This is a genomic window from Longimicrobium sp., assembly GCF_036399935.1.
Taxonomy (GTDB): domain Bacteria; phylum Gemmatimonadota; class Gemmatimonadetes; order Longimicrobiales; family Longimicrobiaceae; genus Longimicrobium.
In genome coordinates, this window is sequence record NZ_DASWMD010000027.1 from 1 (window position 1) to 17,082 (window position 17,082).

General features: G+C 70.4%; 19 protein-coding genes. 15 read left to right on the forward strand and 4 right to left on the reverse strand.

Annotation, left to right across the window (positions count from 1 at the left end):
• The first annotated feature begins 392 nt into the window (after nt 1-392).
• Both VGB24_RS09565 and VGB24_RS09570 read left to right on the forward strand, forming a co-directional pair.
• Nucleotides 393-827, forward strand: a complete 435-nt coding sequence (locus VGB24_RS09565; RefSeq protein ID WP_331023434.1) for a hypothetical protein — start codon at nt 393-395, stop codon at nt 825-827.
• On the forward strand, nt 817-1,875 hold the full coding sequence (locus tag VGB24_RS09570; protein ID WP_331072719.1) for a glycoside hydrolase family 6 protein: 1,059 nt from the start codon (nt 817-819) through the stop codon (nt 1,873-1,875). The genes VGB24_RS09565 and VGB24_RS09570 overlap by 11 nt, the downstream gene beginning before the upstream one ends.
• Before the next feature lie 16 nt (nt 1,876-1,891).
• Here the strand turns inward: VGB24_RS09570 and VGB24_RS09575 are convergent, their stop codons facing one another.
• Entirely contained in the window at nt 1,892-2,671 is a 780-nt protein-coding gene (locus tag VGB24_RS09575; RefSeq protein WP_331072720.1) for a LytTR family DNA-binding domain-containing protein, read from the reverse strand.
• Nucleotides 2,668-4,860, reverse strand: coding sequence for a histidine kinase (locus VGB24_RS09580; protein WP_331072721.1), 2,193 nt, complete (start codon nt 4,858-4,860; stop codon nt 2,668-2,670). The genes VGB24_RS09575 and VGB24_RS09580 overlap by 4 nt, the downstream gene beginning before the upstream one ends.
• Nucleotides 4,861-5,541: 681 nt before the next feature.
• On the opposite strand from VGB24_RS09580, the gene VGB24_RS09585 reads away from it, so the two are divergent.
• Complete coding sequence (locus VGB24_RS09585; RefSeq protein WP_331072722.1) at nt 5,542-6,600, forward strand: carboxypeptidase-like regulatory domain-containing protein; 1,059 nt, start codon at nt 5,542-5,544, stop codon at nt 6,598-6,600.
• Nucleotides 6,601-6,633: 33 nt separating this feature from the next.
• Entirely contained in the window at nt 6,634-7,128 is a 495-nt protein-coding gene (locus tag VGB24_RS09590) for a TspO/MBR family protein (RefSeq protein ID WP_331072723.1), read from the forward strand.
• Here VGB24_RS09590 and VGB24_RS09595 read toward each other — a convergent pair.
• Nucleotides 7,125-7,649 (reverse strand): hypothetical protein, encoded by a 525-nt coding sequence (locus VGB24_RS09595; protein ID WP_331072724.1) that lies wholly within the window; start codon nt 7,647-7,649, stop codon nt 7,125-7,127. The genes VGB24_RS09590 and VGB24_RS09595 overlap by 4 nt on opposite strands.
• 209 nt (nt 7,650-7,858) lie before the next feature.
• Between VGB24_RS09595 and VGB24_RS09600 the strand changes: the two genes are divergently transcribed.
• From VGB24_RS09600 to VGB24_RS09620, 5 genes are all read left to right on the forward strand, one after another.
• Nucleotides 7,859-8,365: a GNAT family N-acetyltransferase gene (locus VGB24_RS09600; protein WP_331072725.1), complete on the forward strand. Its 507-nt coding sequence runs from the start codon at nt 7,859-7,861 to the stop codon at nt 8,363-8,365.
• Nucleotides 8,366-8,417: 52 nt separating this feature from the next.
• The gene (locus VGB24_RS09605; RefSeq protein WP_331072726.1) at nt 8,418-8,951 is read left to right on the forward strand and encodes a hypothetical protein; all 534 of its coding nucleotides are present in this window, start codon (nt 8,418-8,420) and stop codon (nt 8,949-8,951) included.
• 96 nt (nt 8,952-9,047) lie between these two features.
• Entirely contained in the window at nt 9,048-9,443 is a 396-nt protein-coding gene (locus VGB24_RS09610) for a hypothetical protein (protein WP_331072727.1), read from the forward strand.
• Nucleotides 9,444-9,586: 143 nt separating this feature from the next.
• Nucleotides 9,587-11,179 carry a serine hydrolase domain-containing protein gene (locus VGB24_RS09615; RefSeq protein ID WP_331072728.1) on the forward strand — a complete coding sequence of 531 codons (1,593 nt, stop codon included), beginning with the start codon at nt 9,587-9,589 and terminating at the stop codon, nt 11,177-11,179.
• 134 nt (nt 11,180-11,313) lie between these two features.
• Nucleotides 11,314-11,703: a hypothetical protein gene (locus VGB24_RS09620; protein ID WP_331072729.1), complete on the forward strand. Its 390-nt coding sequence runs from the start codon at nt 11,314-11,316 to the stop codon at nt 11,701-11,703.
• 521 nt (nt 11,704-12,224) lie between these two features.
• On the opposite strand, the gene VGB24_RS09625 is transcribed toward VGB24_RS09620, so the two are convergent.
• On the reverse strand, nt 12,225-12,584 hold the full coding sequence (locus VGB24_RS09625; RefSeq protein ID WP_331072730.1) for a hypothetical protein: 360 nt from the start codon (nt 12,582-12,584) through the stop codon (nt 12,225-12,227).
• A 198-nt stretch (nt 12,585-12,782) separates the two neighbouring features.
• Between VGB24_RS09625 and VGB24_RS09630 the strand changes: the two genes are divergently transcribed.
• The 6 genes from VGB24_RS09630 to VGB24_RS09655 all read left to right on the forward strand — a co-directional run.
• Nucleotides 12,783-13,493, forward strand: coding sequence for a class I SAM-dependent methyltransferase (locus VGB24_RS09630; protein ID WP_331072731.1), 711 nt, complete (start codon nt 12,783-12,785; stop codon nt 13,491-13,493).
• 74 nt (nt 13,494-13,567) lie between these two features.
• On the forward strand, nt 13,568-14,041 hold the full coding sequence (locus VGB24_RS09635; RefSeq protein ID WP_331072732.1) for a DinB family protein: 474 nt from the start codon (nt 13,568-13,570) through the stop codon (nt 14,039-14,041).
• A gap of 7 nt (nt 14,042-14,048) precedes the next feature.
• Nucleotides 14,049-15,335 carry an FAD-binding protein gene (locus VGB24_RS09640; RefSeq protein ID WP_331072733.1) on the forward strand — a complete coding sequence of 429 codons (1,287 nt, stop codon included), beginning with the start codon at nt 14,049-14,051 and terminating at the stop codon, nt 15,333-15,335.
• Between the two features lie 24 nt (nt 15,336-15,359).
• Nucleotides 15,360-15,836 (forward strand): GyrI-like domain-containing protein, encoded by a 477-nt coding sequence (locus VGB24_RS09645; protein WP_331072734.1) that lies wholly within the window; start codon nt 15,360-15,362, stop codon nt 15,834-15,836.
• Between the two features lie 71 nt (nt 15,837-15,907).
• Complete coding sequence (locus VGB24_RS09650) at nt 15,908-16,189, forward strand: hypothetical protein (protein ID WP_331072735.1); 282 nt, start codon at nt 15,908-15,910, stop codon at nt 16,187-16,189.
• A 176-nt stretch (nt 16,190-16,365) separates the two neighbouring features.
• The coding region (locus VGB24_RS09655; RefSeq protein ID WP_331072736.1) for a type IIL restriction-modification enzyme MmeI at nt 16,366-17,082 on the forward strand (717 nt) is incomplete at its 3' end.

The following is a 17,082-nucleotide window of genomic DNA, read 5'->3' on the forward strand; positions in this document are numbered from 1 at the left end:
ACACGGCTGGCGGGGCACCCTCACAGGCTTCCTGAGCGGCTTAGCCGTCCCCATGACGACCTGCACGCCACACGGGCTTGGGATGGGGCCGCGGGGGGGCCGCTTCGATGGTTTTGACACGGTCTGTCCATCGGGATGACAATCGTGCCTCCGCACGCGAGGCGCGCGTGCGATGGAAGGCCGGCTTTGAGCGGCTGCGTGAGCGGCGGAACGGGGAACGCTGACCGCGCGCTGCTTCGGTTCGCGGTTTGCATCATGGGATAGTGGGCGCGCCGCGCACTCCTCCCAGGCGAGGCACGGCCGTTCGCGCCGTTCCCGCACGTCCCCGCGCCGAGCGGGCGGACGGAAGGCGGGTGCAGGCAGACATCACTCGACATCGACGGCAAGGAACGATGCAGCACTCCGAGGACGAAGGACGCGAGACGGACGGCGGCAAGCGGCGGCCGATGCTCGCGGGGGTGGAGGTGCGCGAGGAGGACCTCGAACCCATCAAGGGTCTCGAGGTGGCCACCCTGGTGGTGCGGGTGGCATCCATGGTGGTGCTGCTGCTGGCGCTCTTCCAGTTCGGCTACTGGTGGTTCGACCGGCCGCCGGGCGGGGTGGGCATGGGGCTGATCATCGGCGACACCATCCGCCTGATCGTGTTCGCCGCGCTGCTGTGGGCGGGCGCCGACCTGGCCGGGGTGATGATCAAGACCCACTACGACATCCGTGCCTCGCGCATCCTGATGGCGCGGCAGACGTACATGATGAAGCAGATGGGCGTTGCCAAGGGCGCGCTTCCCCCCGAAGAGGCGGGCCATCGCCGCGCCGACGATGCGGACTAGCGGTACCCTGCCTTCCCCGCCGGACTCCGCTCCGGCGGCACCCGCGCCCGCCTTCGCCCCGGCCCTCCGGCGCGCGCCGGGATGGCGCGTGCTGCCGCTCCTGGTGCTGGTGGCGGGGCTGGTGCTGTGGGCGTCGTCCAGCACGGGGCAGGCGGCCAACCCCTTCCGCGGGCAGCGGCTGTACGTCGATCCGACCTCCCTTGCGCGGCGGCAGGCGGCGGCGTGGCAGCGCGCGCGCCCCGCCGACGCCGCGCACATGATGCGCATCGCCAACCAGCCGCAGGCCATCTGGGTGGGCGACTGGGTGCCCAACATCCGCGCCGAGGTGGACCGCCTGGTCACGCAGATCAGCGCGGCCGGGGCGCTGCCGGTGCTGGTGGCGTACAACATTCCCAACCGCGACTGCGGGCTGCACTCCAGGGGCGGCGCGCGCAGCGGCGACGGCTATCGCCGCTGGGCCCAGGACTTTGCGCGGGGGCTGCGCGGCCGGCGCGCGGTGGTGATCCTGGAGCCGGATGCGCTCCCCTCGATGGACTGCCTGCCCGTGCGGTTGAAGGATGAGCGCATGGCGCTGATGCGCGAGGCGGTGCAGACGATGACGGCCGGCGGCGCGGCCGTGTACATCGACGCGGGGAACGCCAACTGGCGGCAGCCCGGCGACATGGCCACGCTGCTGCGGGGCGCGGGCATCGACCGGGCGCAGGGGTTCGCGCTGAACGTTTCGAACTTCCACAACGTCCAGGTGAACCTGGCGTACGGCGAGCGGCTGAGCCGGCTGGTGGGCGGCAAGCACTTCATCATCGACACCAGCCGCAACGGCCGGGGCACGCCCGTGGTGCCGGAGTGGTGCAACGCCCGCAACCAGGCGCTGGGCCGCGCGCCCACCACCAACACCGGCCACCCCCTGGCTGACGCGTTCCTGTGGGTGAAGATGCCCGGCCAGTCCGACGGCAACTGCAACGGCGGCCCGCGCGCGGGCGCCTGGTGGCCCGACTACGCGCTGGAGCTGAGCCGCGCGGCCGAGGCGCTGGGCAGCCTGATGCCCTGATCCGCCCCGCCAGCCTTCAGCCGGAGAAGAACACCTTCTCCCGCAGCTGGTTGCGGTAGCCGCGGCTGCACGTAACGCGGTCTCCGTTGTCCAGGATGACGGTGTACTCCGCCCTCGACAGCGGCTCCACCGCCACGATCCGCCCGAGGCTTACGATGGCCGAGCGGTGGATGCGGATGAACTTCGCGGCGTCCAGCAGCATCTCTTCCAGGTCGCCGATGGACTGCCGCATCAGGCGGTCGCCCTCCACCAGGTGCAGCCGCACGTAGCTGCCCTCTGCCTCGATCCAGCGGATGTCGGCCACGCGCACCACCTGGTAGCGCTCTCCCACGCGAATGGCGAAGACCTCCGGGTAGGTTCCTCCCCTGGCTTCCGCGAGGTACTCCTGCAGCGCCTGCAGCCGCCCGTCGTCCTTCTGGCCGGCGGCGCGCAGCCGTGCGCGGGCGCGGTCCAGCGCCGCGAACAGCCGCTCGTCCTCGTACGGCTTCAGCAGGTAGTCCAGCGCGTGCGCCTCGAACGCCCGCAGCGCATGCTCCTCGTAGGCGGTGATGAACACCACCAGCGGCATCGCCTGTGGGCCGATGGCCTGCAGCACGCCGAACCCGGTGACCTCGGGCATCTGGATGTCCAGGAACACCAGGTCGGGCTTGTCGGCCTGGATGCGCGCGATGGCCTGCGCCCCGCTGGCGCACTCGCCCACGATCTCCACGTCGGGCTGCGTCTCCAGCAGGCGCCGGACCTCCGCCCGGGCGGGGGGCTCGTCGTCCACGATCAGCACGCGGATCTTGTCGCTCACACCGCCTCCAGCGTTCGGGCGGACCGATCGACCGGGAGGTTTGGTGGTTCGTCGGAGAAGGGGATGCGGACGCGGGCCGTGGCTCCGCCGCCGGGCGTGGGCACCAGTTCGAAGGCGTGCTCCGGGCCGTACATCTGCCGCAGCCGCTCCCGCACGTTCGCCAGGCCGGTGCCGGTGCCGTCCTCCGGCGTGGCGTGCGCCGGGCCGACGCCGTCGTCCGCCACCGTCACTTCCAGGAAGCCGTCCGCCCGCCGGGCGGAGACGCGCACCTGGCCGGTGCCGCCGCGGGGCCGCAGGCCGTGCTTCACCGCGTTTTCCACCAGCGGCTGGATCAGCAGGTGAGGCACACGCGCTCGCAGGGTGCCGGGATGCAGGTCGTACGTGATGCGCAGCGCCTCGCCGAAGCGCGCCTGCTCGATTTCCAGGTACAGCCGCACGAACTCCACCTCTTCCTCCAGCGCCACCTCCTGCAGCGCGCCGCTTTCCAGCACGCGCCGCAGGAGCGCCGACAGGTGGGCGACCACGCGCCGGGCTTCGTCCACGCGGGTGTGCATCAGCGACGACACCGTGTTCAGCGCGTTGAAGAGAAAGTGGGGATTGAGCTCCGCCTTGAGCGCCTGCAGCTCCGCGCCGGTCCGGGCCAGCTCGCTCTCGGACAGCAGCGAGCGCAGGCGCAGCTCCGAGATGCGCTTTGCGTGGTATTCCCGCGCGTAGATGAACCCGTGCGCGATCCCCACCAGCGGCGGGTACACGGCAATGTCGCCCCAGTCCCAGTTGGAGAGCAAGCCGATGGTCACCTTTCCACCTTCGATCACGAATCGCTGGAACGGGTAGTACGCGACACCGTTGAGGATGGCGACGAAGAGTGCTCCGAGCAGGTGAACGACCAGCCGCCCGGGCCAGTTGCCGTGGCGGATGGGAAAGCGGGTGGACAGAACCCGCGCGGTGCCCGCCATCGACGCCCACCACAGTGCCACGTACGCGCCCATTCCCGCCACGTACAGCCAGGCGGGCGCGGTGAGGCCCACGCGCCCGGCGCCAATGCGCAGGTTCGCCGTGTACAGCGTCAGCAGGGTGTAGAACAGCGCGAACGCCGCGTACGTGCCGAACTCCAGCTTCCTGCCGATGGGCCTTTCGTCCCCAGCCGGAGGCGCGGGCGCATCCGCCTTCGCCCGATCGAGGGCGGGACGGACCGGCGCCTCCGCGGCGGGCATGGACGGGCAGCTCAGCATCAGCCGCATCCCGTCCGGCCCGAGAGGAATCCGCTGGATTCCGTGCCCGGCGCCGTCTCCCACTCCCCGCCGCTCCTCGAGCGCGGCCGGGTCCGGCGCGATGCCGTGCACATCCACGCACATGCGGACGCCGTCGGAGTCCGGCGCGGCGGAGATCCGGATGCGCAGCGGGCGCTCGGTTTCGGCGCCCGGCAGTGCCTGGTAGACCATCGCCAGCAGGCACATGTGCGGCACCGGCATCTCCAGCGTCGCCTCGTCCATCGCCCACTCCACGTCCACGCCGGGGCGCCGCAGGGCCTCTACCCGCAGCACCTCGCGCACGAACTCCACCTCCTGCTCCAGGCGCACGGTCTCCGTGCGCGCGTGGGCCAGGGTGCGCCTGAGCACCGCGCTCAACGCGATCAGCAGGCGCTTGGCCGCCGCGACGTCGCGCCCAAGCAGCTCGCCGATGCTCGATAGCGTTCCCGTCAGGAACCGCGGGCTCCATTCCATCTTGAGCGCGCGCACCTGGGCGCGCATGCGGTCGGCCGTGCTTCCCGCCATCTCGGCCCGCAGCCGAAGCTCCTCGCGCTCCTTTTCGTGGTAGCGCTCGCCGTAGAGCATCCCGTGCGCGAACACGGTGAAGACGACGAATTCGAAGGTCCTGTGCAGGTGGAAGAGCCAGCCGAACGTGCCGTTCACCAGGTGCGCGGCGAGGAACACCATCGCGTGCAGCGTGGCGAGCACGCCCAGGAAGTAGCCGGCGTGCCGCGTCGTTCGGTGCCAGAGCGGAAGCCGGCGCGTGGCCACGATGGCGGCCAGTGGATACGCGGTGGCGCTCGCGATGCGCAGGAGCCACGCGCCGATATCGACCGGAGTCGATGGGCCGGGCTGCGGGAGTTCCGGGAGCAGCGCGACGCCGAAGCCCCCACGGAACGTTTCGGAAAGGAGGATCCAGAGCACGACCAGGAGCTGCACCTGCTCAAACGTGCCCAGGCGTCCGGACGGGGAGCGTTGTGCGTGCTCGGGAAACGGCATTCGGCGTGGGGATGCGGGCACGGAACCGCTGGGCATCGAGGATAGGGGAGGGGGAGAAGGAGGTACGGAGGAACTTCGACCGGCTCGACGGGTTCTCGTCCCTGCCGCGGGCGGCCCCTCCCGCGGCCCCTCCCCGCACAAACTACGTGCGGAGAGGGGAGAACTTCGGTCGGGGGTGCGAGAGGGTGCCTCGCATGCCTTGGGAGCCCCCTCCCCCCGGCCCCCGTCCCCCGCTTCGCAGGGGAGGGGGAGACCTGAATCGCGCTTCGGCAGGTGTGGCGCGCGTGGCTTACCGCTTTCCCAGCGGCGGGTTCACTCGCTCCCTCCCTAGGGGGCACCACCGAATCCGAAGATCACACCGGGGACCCCGTTCCGTAAGGGCGGCCGCGGCTCGGGGCCGGGTTCCGGGCGTGATTTTGGGCACTCGAATGCCCGTTTCGCCCGCCCGCCGTGCCCCTTCGACAGCCGGATTGCACCGTTCGTTCGCCGAATGTCACCGCCGGGAGCAACGATGTACAGGCAAGGCGTGAAAGCGGCTACACTTGAGCCATCGAAGCGGCACGCCCACCGGCTGAGGGCCCGCTCTCATCACCCAGCCGCAGCATCCGACCAGGCTTCCCGATGATCCTCCGGCACCTTCGTGCGGCCGGCCTTGCCGCCGCGCTTCTCCTCTTCGCTTCGTCCGCCCCCTCCCTCGCGGCCGCCCAGGACGCCCTCGGAGCGGCCGAAGGGGTCGCCCGCGACGCGGCGGACGGCGCTCCGCTGCCGCTGCTGCTGGTGCGCCTGCTTCCCGCGGGACAGGGGACCGCGCGCGGCGTGGTGACCGACGCGGAAGGCCGCTTCCGCTTCGAGGGCGTGCCCGCCGGGGAGTATCGCCTGCAGGTGGAGCAGATCGGGTTCGAGCGGACGCAGTCGCCCGTGCTGCGCGTGCGCCCCGGCCAGACGCTGGTCCACGAGCTCCGCGGCAGCGCCAGGCCCGTTCAGCTGGAGGCGGTGACGGTGCAGGGCGGGCGGTGCCTGACGGCGGACCAGCTGGCGAGCGACGGCGACCTCGCCGCGCTCTGGAACGAGGCGAAGAAGGGGGTGGAAACCCGGCGCGCCTTCAATCTGCAGTACCGCTACACGCGTATCATGCGGCAGGACATCCGCGCGCGGTGGCGGATCCGGGGCACCACCCGCACGATGAAGGTGGACACCTTCGTCAACAAGCCGGATTCCGTTCTCGTCCGCGAGCAGCGGCGCCGGGCGCGCCTGCGGGCGGAAGGGTACATGGACGGCGGCTACCTGACCCTGCCCCAGGAAACGGACCTGCTGGACGACGAGTTCCTGCGCGACCATTGCCTGGAGCCCTCGTTCGACGAGGTGGAGGGCGCGTACGTGCTGCGCTTTCGCCCGGTGCGGCCGCGGCGCGAGGGCGTCGGGATCCGAGGCGTGATCACGGTGGATGCGCAGAGCTACTTGATCCGGCGGCTGGATTTCGACTACCTGCGCGGCGATCGCGCGTTCGGCTCGACCTACGTGGTGTACGAGGATCGCGGCGTCGCCGGAAGCACGCTTCGGCTCCCCGCGCGCGGTGGCGGCTCCATTCGTCCCGGGGGTGTAGAGCGGGTGGCCGCGCTGGGGGCGAGCTCCACCTTCACCTTCGACTACAGCGGATTCGACCGCACCGGCCCCGAGTAGTCGGCGGCGCGTGGATCAGGAGGATCGGACGGGATGGCGAGTTCCACGCGGCGTGAATGGATCGGGCTGGGCGGGTGGCTGCTGGTGGCCTTCGCGGCGGCGGCGATCGGGGGCCGGGCCAGCGTGAACGCCGCCTCGTTCTACGCGCAGCTGGCGCGTCCCGCGTGGGCGCCTCCCGGGTGGCTGTTCGGGCCCGTGTGGACGGTGCTGTACCTGATGATGGCGGTCGCCGCCTGGCTGGTGTGGCGAGAGCGCGGCCCTGCCGGTGCACGGGCCGCGCTCTCGTTGTGGGTAGTTCAGCTCGCGGCGAACGCCCTGTGGAGCTGGCTCTTCTTCGCCTGGCGCCGGGGTGCGCTCGCCTTTGGAGACGTGCTGCTGCTGGGGGTGCTCGTCGCGCTCACCCTGGTGGCGTTCTGGCGCATTCGGCCGCTGGCGGGAATGCTCCTGCTTCCCTACCTGCTGTGGGTGGGCTTCGCCACGGCGCTGACGTTCGCCGTCTGGCGGCTGAACCCCGGCCTGCTGGGCTAGCTCTTCACGAAGACCATGTCGGCGCGCATTTCCCGGCCGTCCGGCATCTGGTCCACGCGGTGCACGACGAGCGCACCGTCAGCGCGCATCTCCCACACTTCGTTGACCACCCCCGTCACCGTGCGGTCGCGCATCTGGATTTCGCGGGTGATGGTGATGTGAATGCGCCCGTCGCCCCCGCGCGTGGCCTTGAGGCGCGTGGGCACGACCATGTTTCCGTTCGGCGTGCGGATGGGGGTCTGGGTGGCGGTTTCCACGCCGGAAAGCGAGTAGAGGAACTCCATCTTCAGCGGCTCGGGTTCCGCGTTCTCGATCTCCACCCCCACGTGGAGCTGCGAATCGTTCTGCGTGATGGCCAGGCGGTGGCTGCGGATCTCGGCGTAGTACGGCGGCAGCCCGGTGCTCTGGGCCTCGTCCAGCGTCCAGGCGCCGGTGAAGTCGGGCGGGGCGGCGGGCGCGTCGGCGGGGCGGGGAGCCGCGGCGGCGGTGCTGAGCAGGGCGGCGAGAAGGAGCGTCTTCATGGTCGCGATATCCGGCTGGGCGTTGTAGCTTTCGCATGCGGGCCCGGCCGTGTGCCGGGACCGACGAGTACGAGCCCGGCGCACCCGGCCAGGGTTGCCCCTCCGAACCCCGCCAGCGGCCCCGCTAATCCATCCCTAACCCGACGTCGTTCGGCTTCCGCGACGGCCGGCTCCATCCACTGCCGCACCCGCCGCACGCAGCCATCCGCATGCGCCTCGAGCCCATCCGCCCCGACCACGCCGACGCCGTCCAGCGGCTGGCCCGCGATCCACTCGTGACGGCCATGACCAACCTTCCCGAGCCGTACCCCGAGGGCGGTGCGGCGTGGTGGATCGCGGACCTGCTGCCCAGGCGCGAAGCCGGGCGCGAATACGTGTTCGCCCTGCGCGTAGAGGACGGTGACGTCGCGGGGGTGGTGGGCCTGGCGGACGTGGAGGGCGCCGGCGGAGCGGCGGAGCTGGGATACTGGGTGGGCGTGCCCTACTGGGGCCGCGGCTACGCCACCAGCGCGTGCGTCATGGCGGTGGATTTCGCCTTCGGCTGGCTGGGCCTGGCGGAGGTGAACGCCTATCCGCTGCGGGAGAACGCGGCGTCGCGGCGCGTGCTGGAAAAAGCCGGCTTTCGCCTGGAGGGGATCATCCCCAACAAGTATCCCAAGTGGAGCCCCGAGCGCAGCCTGGCGCACTACCGCATCACCCGGGCGGAGTGGTCCTGACGGCGCTGAACGTCTCCTCCCTGGTCCACCCGATCCTCACGGACGTGCGAGAATGTCGCTGCTCGATCTCTTTCGCCGGAAGGACCCCACCGCGGACTGGCCCGAGTGCCAGCCGGCTGCGCTGGTCTTCGACATCGGCCGGGGCGAGCTGAACGGCATTCCGCTCGGTGCGCCGATGTCCGCGCTGCGCGCGCTGGGCCGGCCGAGCAATCCCCGGCCCCAGCGCGTATTCCAGTGGGACTTCGCGCCCCTGGCGCTGGAGGTATGGCCCGACAAGCATGGCCACATCAACTTGTTTACCTGCTACTTCCAGGCCTATTTCGGCGACACGGAGCTGGGCAGGTACCCGGACTTTCAGCCCTGCCGGCTCAGCTTCCGGTTCGCGGATGGAACGCTGTGGGAGGTGACCGCCGACACGCCGCGCGCCCGGATCGAGGCGTTCCTGGGCCCGCTCACGCAAAAGGCGGAGGGCAGCGACGAGTACGGACCGCACGAGGTGACGTGTGGACGCGCCCGGATCGGCTTCGAGTTCGACGAGGGGAGGCGATGGACGCTGGTGGACATCGAACCGGCCGCCGACGCCTGACGCCCGCGTCCGGGATCGGGGGGTTCGGGCGTTGACGGCCGGCCGCATGCCCCTCCAACGCCCATCGCCCTCAGAGAGCGTAATCCCATGATCCGCATGGCCGGTGTTTCTGCCCTGGGCCTCGTCCTGAACGCCTGCCCCTTCGGCTCCGCCGAGAAGCCCGACGGCTACGCCACGGTAACCGGGCACGTGCAGGTGCGCACCGGCCCCAACTACACCGGCCGGGTCTGGGTGCAGTGCTTCAGCGCGCACGATCCGGAACCCTGGTTCGGCCGAGGCGCCCGGGTGGATGCACAGGCCAACTACCGCATCGAACTGGAGGCTCCGTACGGGTCGTTCCGCCTGGAGGGTGCGCCGTTCCAGGTCGTGTGCAAGGCCCACGCAGGCCCCGGCGGCGCGCCGTACGCCATCCGCCAGGCCACCGTTCCGTTTTCGGAAACCCGCGCCAACCGGCCCCAGACGCGCATCGACCTGCGCGAGGGCGAGATGTAACCTCCCCCGCATGTTCCGCAGGTCCGGGCCTGGGGGCCGGCGGCCTGGTTTCGGCGGGTGCCGCTGGTGCTTTGCGGGTCTCCGGGTGCATAGTGGTGGGATCCGCGATCGACCCCGCCGCGGCGCACATCCGGGAGGACCCGATGACCACGCGTTCCCTTCTCCTCGCGCTTTGCGCATCGCTCGCCCTGGCGCCGTCCGCCGCCCCCGCGCAGCCCTCCGCCGGCAGCGCGGCCCCCCCCGCCGCGTTCACCAACCCGCGCCGGCTGCAGCAGCTGAGCGCCGCGTTCCCGGCCATCGACAGCATGATGCGCGAGTTCGCCGCGCGGTCGCGGGTGCCCGGCATTGCGTACGGCATCGTGGTGGATGGGCGGCTGGCGCACGTGGGCACCGCCGGATTTCGCGAGCTGTCGTCTCGCGCGCCGGTGGACACGTCGACGGTGTTCCGCATCGCGTCGATGAGCAAGAGCTTCGCGGCTGCCGCCATCCTGCAGCTGCGCGACGAGGGGCGGCTGTCGCTGGACGACCCCGCCGAGCGCTACGTGCCCGAGCTCGCCTCGCTGCGCTATCCGACCCGCGACGCGCCGAAGATCACCATCCGCCACCTGCTGACGCACTCGGCCGGCTTTCCCGAGGACAACCCCTGGGGCGACCAGCAGCTGGCGGCCACGAACGACGAGATGTCGGCGATGATGCGGGGCGGCATCCCGTTCTCCACCGCGCCCGGCACCAGCTACGAGTACTCCAACTTCGGCTACGCCATCCTGGGCCGCATCGTGGCCAACGTCTCGGGGATGCCGTACCCGCGATACCTGGTCGAGCGCGTGCTGCGGCCGCTGGGGATGAACTCCACCACGCTGGAGGCCTCGGCCGTGCCGCCGAACCGGCTGGCGCACGGCTACCGGCTGCGCGACGGCGAGTGGATCGAGGAGCCGCAGCTGCCGGATGGCGCGTTCGGGCCCATGGGCGGCATGCTCACCTCCGTCAGCGACCTGTCGCGCTGGGTGGGGACGATGCTGGATGCGTGGCCGCCGCGCGACGACGACGAGCCCGGCCCCGTGCGCCGCGCGTCACTGCGCGAGATGCAGCAGGTGGGGCGCTTCAGCGGCGCCTCCGTCGTCCGCGACACGGCGGCGGGGACCACCGTGCTGACCGCGGGCGGGTACGGATACGGGCTGGGCATCCGGCAGACGTGCCTGTTCCGCACCCTCGTCTCTCACAGCGGCGGGCTTCCGGGCTTCGGCTCGCTGATGCGCTGGCTGCCGGAGCACGGCGTGGGGATCGTGGCCATGGGCAACCTCACCTACACCGGCTGGGGCGGGGCGACGGACCAGGCGCTGGCGATGCTCGCGCGGACGGGCGGGCTGGAGCCGCGCGTTCCGCAGCCCGCGCCGGTGCTGCTGCAGCGGCAGGAGCAGGTGACGCGCCTGGTCACGCGCTGGAGCGAGCCCCTGGCCGACAGCCTGGCGGCGATGAACCTGTACCTGGACGAGCCCAAGGACCGCCGGCGCGTGGCGATGGACCGCCTGATCCGCGAGGTTGGGGGCGAGTGCCGGAACGAGGGGACGCTCCTGGCCGAGAACGCGCTGCGCGGAAGCTGGCGGATGCGGTGCCGCGACGCCGACCTGCGCGTCTCCATCACCCTCGCGCCCACGGAGCCGGCGAAGGTGCAGTACCTGGACGTGCGCCGGATCGCGCGCGGGGAAGACGTCGCCCCCGCGCCCGTGTGCCGCTGAGGGTCTGCCCGGGCGCGGCAGGCCTTCGCTCGGATCGGCGTGCTTCGCCTGACTTGCGATCGGTACCGAGCCGCCTAAGGTTTAGCGCCATCCTTTCCGCCCGCGATTCTCATCCACACTCTGGAATTTTTCACATGACGATCGCACGCCTGCACCGCTGGTTCGCGCCCCTCGCCCTGGCCGCTGTCGCAAGTGGCTGCGCTCCGAAAAGCCAGCCTGCGTACATTCCTGCGACCAGCGAAAACGTCCGAACCCGGCTGGAAGCGGGGAACGACGGGCGCATTCAGTACGTGGTGGTCGAGAACAGGTCTACGGTCCCCATCACGGTCACGAGCGTCAGCCTGAGGGAGTGCTTGAACATCAAGAGCCGGTGCGAGGTCTACCGGCTGCGGGAGGCGGTTCCCCCCGGGGCGACGCGCCGGGTATTCACCGTCCGGGCCGACAATCCCGAGGGTGAGCACCGCTTCCGGTACGGCTTTACGTGGGAGTCCGACCAGAGCACGCCGGCGCCGCCCAATCCGTAGGATCCATCCCGGTCCCTCCCGCCTCGGGTACGATGAGCTTGTACCTGGGTCTCCCCCAATGTGCAGTACCTGGACGTGAGGCGCATCGCGCGCGGCGAAGACGTGGCCATGGCCGCGGTGTGCCGCTGAAGCGCTTAGAAGATGGCCGCGCCCAGGCTCAGCAGCGCGAGGAGGGCCAACCCCGCCAGCAGGGGCCAGCACGGTCTCCTGGCGGCCAGCGCCCCCCATCTCGCGCTGCATCGCGGAGGGAGAAACGACGCGGATGCTGCGAACTTCGTCGAGCGCCACGGCCACCCGGACCGGCTGCCCCCCGGAGTCGGCGGTCCAGGCGCCGTACACGCTGTCCGCGGTCACCTGGGGGTTGGCAAGGCGCACCCGGCGCCCATCCGCCATCACCGCTTCGACGTCGCGCCCCCGGTGCATGAGGATCTGCTCGGCGACCGGGCGCTGCACGGCCGGGGCGCAGGCCCCCAGGAGCAGCCCCGCGACGGCGCCGGTGGTGATCGAGCGAGAAATGCGCATCAGTCGTCCGGGAAAAGGAAGGCGAGCCCTGCGAGCGTGACGAGAAAGAGGCCGGCGACCACGAACATGCCGGTGACCCCCTGCGTCTGCACGCGCTCCGGCCGGCGGTACTGGACGTAGGCGATGTCGGAAACCGCCACCGCCGTCCGTCGGCCGTTCACCGTGCCGCTGATGGAGTCGCGGAAGAGCACGGCCCGCGACATCTGCACGCGGGTGCTGTCGCGCCGGGTGATCAGGACGCGGCTCTGCTTTTCGGAGAGGGCGTAGCGGGGCGCGGGGGTCGGCGGCTTCCAGTACGTGCATCCGGCGAGCAGGAGCATCGCCGCCACCAGCAGGGTGGCTCGCGCGGCACGGTTCATCGTGGTTCCCCTCCGCTGCCCGGCTCGCGCGGGCGATCGAGTTCCCCAAAACGGCGCAGCACGCCGTTCCGCAAGGCGCGCTCCTTCCGCGTTGAACGCGTCTCCCGGGGCACGGCCGCCTTGGTCTTCGCAGCGCACCATGATGAGCGACATGCAAGGCATTTCCACGGTACTTCGCTACTCCCACGGGTTCCGCCGTTGACTCGCACGCCCGAGCGCGCCGGCGCGGCCCCGGCCATGCGCATCGCCTCCGATTTCGACCGCCTGGCCGGGTTCGACGACGGGCGGTGGGACCACAACCGGCACTATCACCCGTTCCTGCTGCGCTCCCTGCCGGCGAGGCGGGAGAGCGCGCTGGAGATCGGCTGTGGAACCGGTGAGTTCGCGCGCCTGCTCGCCCGGCACTTCGAGCGGGTGACCGCGATGGATCTTGCTCCCGAGATGGTGCGGCGCGCCCGCGAACTCTCGCGGGGCGTGGCCCACATCGAGTTCACGCAGGCGGACGTCTCCTCGTGCGACCTGCCGCGCGAGTCGTTCGACTGCATCGCCTGCCTCGCGACGCTGCATCACCTGCCGCTGGAGGACACGCTGAAGAAGATGCGCGCGGCGCTGCGGCCCGGCGGCGTGCTGCTCGTCCTCGACCTGTACCAGCCGCGGAGCGTCGCGGATTTCGCGTGGAGCGCCGCGGCGTGGCCCTGCAATCTCGTGCTCCGCGCCTGGCACCACGGCCGGCTGCGGGACCCGCCCGACGTGCGCCGCGCCTGGTCCGAGCACGCCCGGCACGACGTTTATCCCACGCTGGCGGACGTTCGCTCGCTCGGAGAGCGTCTGCTGCCGGGCGCCGTGGTGCGCCGCCACCTCTTCTGGCGGTACTCGCTGGTCTGGCAGAAGCCGGCTGTGCGCGCGTAACGTGAAGCTCCCGAGAGCGGCGGGGCTCGGTGCTTGTCCGCCGCCGTGCTCCACACGAATCTTCACGATTGCGCATGTCGACCGATTCGCTCCGCAGCCACCTGGTTCGCCTGCTGGACTGGCAGGATGCACACGCTACCTTCGACGCCGCCGTGCAGGGCATCGAGTCCAACTATCAGGGCATCCGTCCTCCCGGGCTGCCCCACTCCGCCTGGGAACTGCTGGAGCACCTGCGGTTCACCCAGCGCGACATCCTGGATTTCTGCCGCGATCCCGGCTACGTGGAGCCGAAGTGGCCGGACGACTACTGGCCCTCGTCGGCCGCGCCGCCTTCGCCGGACGCGTGGAACCATTCTGCGTCGGCGTTCCGTGACGATCGCAGCGCCCTGAAGCAGCTCGCGGCCGATCCCGCCGTGGACCTGTTCGCCGCCATCCCGCACGGCACGGGGCAGACCATCCTGCGCGAGCTGCTGCTGGTGGCCGACCACAACGCGTACCACGTGGGACAGCTGGTGCTGGTTCGGCGCGCCCTCGGCATCTGGCAGTGATCCATCGATGGACCCGGTAGTCCCGATCACGCACGCGACGACGCGCCTGTCTAACTGGGCCGGCAACGTGGAGTACCGTGCGGAGCGCGTGTACCATCCGCAATCCGTCGAGCAGGTGCAGGAGGTGGTGAGGAGATCCCGGAAGCTGCGCGCACTCGGTTCGCGGCACTCGTTCAGCCGTATCGCCGACAGTACCGACACCCTGATCTCGCTCCGGCGGATGAACCGGGTGGTGTCGCTGGACCCGGCGGCGCGCACCGTGACGGTCGAGGCGGGCGCGACGTATGGTGATCTGTGCTGCTACCTGCACGCGAGCGGCTTCGCGCTCCACAACCTGCCGTCGACGCCGGGCATCTCCATCGCCGGCGCGTGCTCCACGGGCACCCACGGCTCGGGCTCGGCGAACGGGAACGTGGCGACGGCGGCGGCCGCGATCGAGTTCGTCGACGCTGCCGGCGAGGTGGTCACCCTCTCGCGCGATAATGGAGGCGCGTTCCCCGGCGCGGTGGTGGGGCTCGGCGCCCTGGGCGTAATCACGAAGCTCACGCTGAACGTTCAGCCCGCCTTCGACGTGGCGCAGGTGGTCTACCTCCACCTGCCGATGTCCGAGCTGCGAGACGGCTTCGACGAGATCATGGCGAGCGGCTACAGCGTAAGCCTGTTCACCGACTGGACGCGAAAGAGCATCAGCCAGGTCTGGATCAAGAGCCGCGTCGGTGAAGCGGGGTGGAGCGAGGCCGCGGCGGACTTCCACGGCGCGCGGCTCGCCGCCGCGGACGTGCACCCGGTGGACGGCCAACCCGCCGACCGCTGCACTCCGCAGATGGGCGTACCCGGCCCCTGGCACGAACGCCTGCCCCACTTCCGGATAGGCCAGACCCCCAGCGTCGGCAGCGAGCTGCATTCCGAATACTTCATCCCAGTCGAACACGCGTGGGCGGCCATCATGGCGATCGGAGAGCTGCGGGAGCACATGGCTCCGCACCTGTTCATCTCCGAGATCCGGACCGTCGCCGCGGACGACCTCTGGATGAGCCCCTGTTACCAGCGGGCCTGCGTGGCCATCCACATGACGTGGAAGCCGGAGTGGGATTCGGTGGCCGCGCTGCTGCCGCTGATCGAGCAGAAGCTCGCGCCCTTCACGCCGGTTCCCCACTGGGCCAAGCTGTTCACCATGCCGCCAGCCGTGCTGCGGTCCCGGTACCCGAAACTCGCGGACTTCGAGCAACTGATCCGCCGATACGACCCCCACGGCAAGTTCCGCAACGAGTTCCTGGACGAAATTCTCAGCTGACCATTCGCGATCGTGATTGAAGCCATGAACGCAATCGAGCCGGACCGGATCGCCGACGGACCCGCCATGCTGCTGGGCGGCCTGCGCCGCACGCATTCGTACCGCGATGCGCAGCGGAGCATGGTGGCGCAATGGGAAGAGTTCGTGCAGATGGGCCCCGTGCCTGGCCAGCAGAGCGCCACGACGTACGGTGTGATGTGCGGCGCCTGGCCCGACGAGCAGAGGTTCGAGTACATGACCGGCGTGCAGGTAGCCTCGCTGGAAGCGCTTTCGCCCGAGTACGGACGGATGCGCGTTCCCGCGCAGCGCTACGCCGTGTTCACGCACCACGGGCACGTTTCGACCCTCCACACCACGTGGGATGCCATCTGGCACGAGTGGCTGCCCCGGTCCGGCTATCGGATGGCCAACACCCCCGAGTTCGAGCGCTACGACGAGCGCTTCGATCCCCAGACCGGGTCGGGCACCGTCGAGATCTGGTGCTCCATCCAGGATCCGTGAGCCTTCGACAGTGCTGACACTGCTGGACATCGAACCCGCGCCGGATTCCTGACCGCCCACACGCTCACGACATGGATTGGAAGCCGTACGATCCCGCCTGGCTCGTGGCGCTGGCGCGCGAGCAGCATCCGGATCTGCCCTGGCTCGCGGAAGCGCTCGCGGGGTGCACGCGTGCGGCGTGGGAGAGCCGCGCGTACGTCCATTTCGTCGATCCGGCGGATGCCAACCAGCCGGGTTCGGCGTGGCAGTTCGAGAAGAACGTGGTCCTGGAGCATCCGCGCGAGGGAGAGATCGTGCTCGACGTGCTTCGCGGGCATCGTGTGGGCGGTGCCGAGTTCCTGAAGCACCTTTGATACAGCTGGTTTGGAGATCGGGATGGGGGCTCCGGCCCGGCTCCGAAAGCCGCGCGCTTCCTCCGCGAACACCGCCGTAGCCGCTTGCTGTCGCGCTCGCTGACGGCGTCGTAAGTTTCAGGAAACGGCGCATCCCTCACGCGCCCCTTCCCGCCGTCCGCTCCACGTACATCATCGTGCATCCACAGAGCCCCGCACTCCGCGCCCTCGCCGAAAAGTGGGACGCCGTTCCCGCCGCCGAGCGCGCCAACTTCCAGTCGTACGCCACCGAGTTCTGCGCCGCGCTGGGCGTAGAGCTTCCGCGGCCGCGCGGGTCGGGGTACGAGTTCGAGTATCCAGTGACCACCACCGACCGGAAGAGCGGGAGGGACGTCACCAACTTCATCGACCTGTACCGCCAAGGGCACTTCATCCTCGAAGCCAAGCATACCGAGGCGGGTGCCGGCGCCGACCGCGTGCTGGGTGCGGCGTACGGGCAGGCCAAGGGCTACGCGGGCGACGTGGCGCACGGGCCTCCGCCGTACCTGATGGTGATGAACGTGGCCCGCACGCTCCTGGTGTACGACCGCTGGGGAGGGAGCTATGGCGGAGTCAATGCTGGGCGCCGTATTGATCTGCGGACGCTCTGGCGTGACGACGAGAACATTGAGTTTCTCCGCACCGTGTGGGAGAACCCCGAGTCGCTGAATCCCGCGATCCGTGGCCGCGCCGTCACGCGCGAGGTGGCGGAGCAACTTGCCAAGCTCTCAGCGTCGCTTGAGGGGCGGGGTCTGGATGGCGAGCGGGTCGCGCGTTTCTTGATGCGTGCCATGTTCACGATGTTCGCCGAGGATGTCGGCCTGCTTCGCGACAAGCCGTTCCAGGCCGCACTACAAGCGTTTGTATACCCCCCA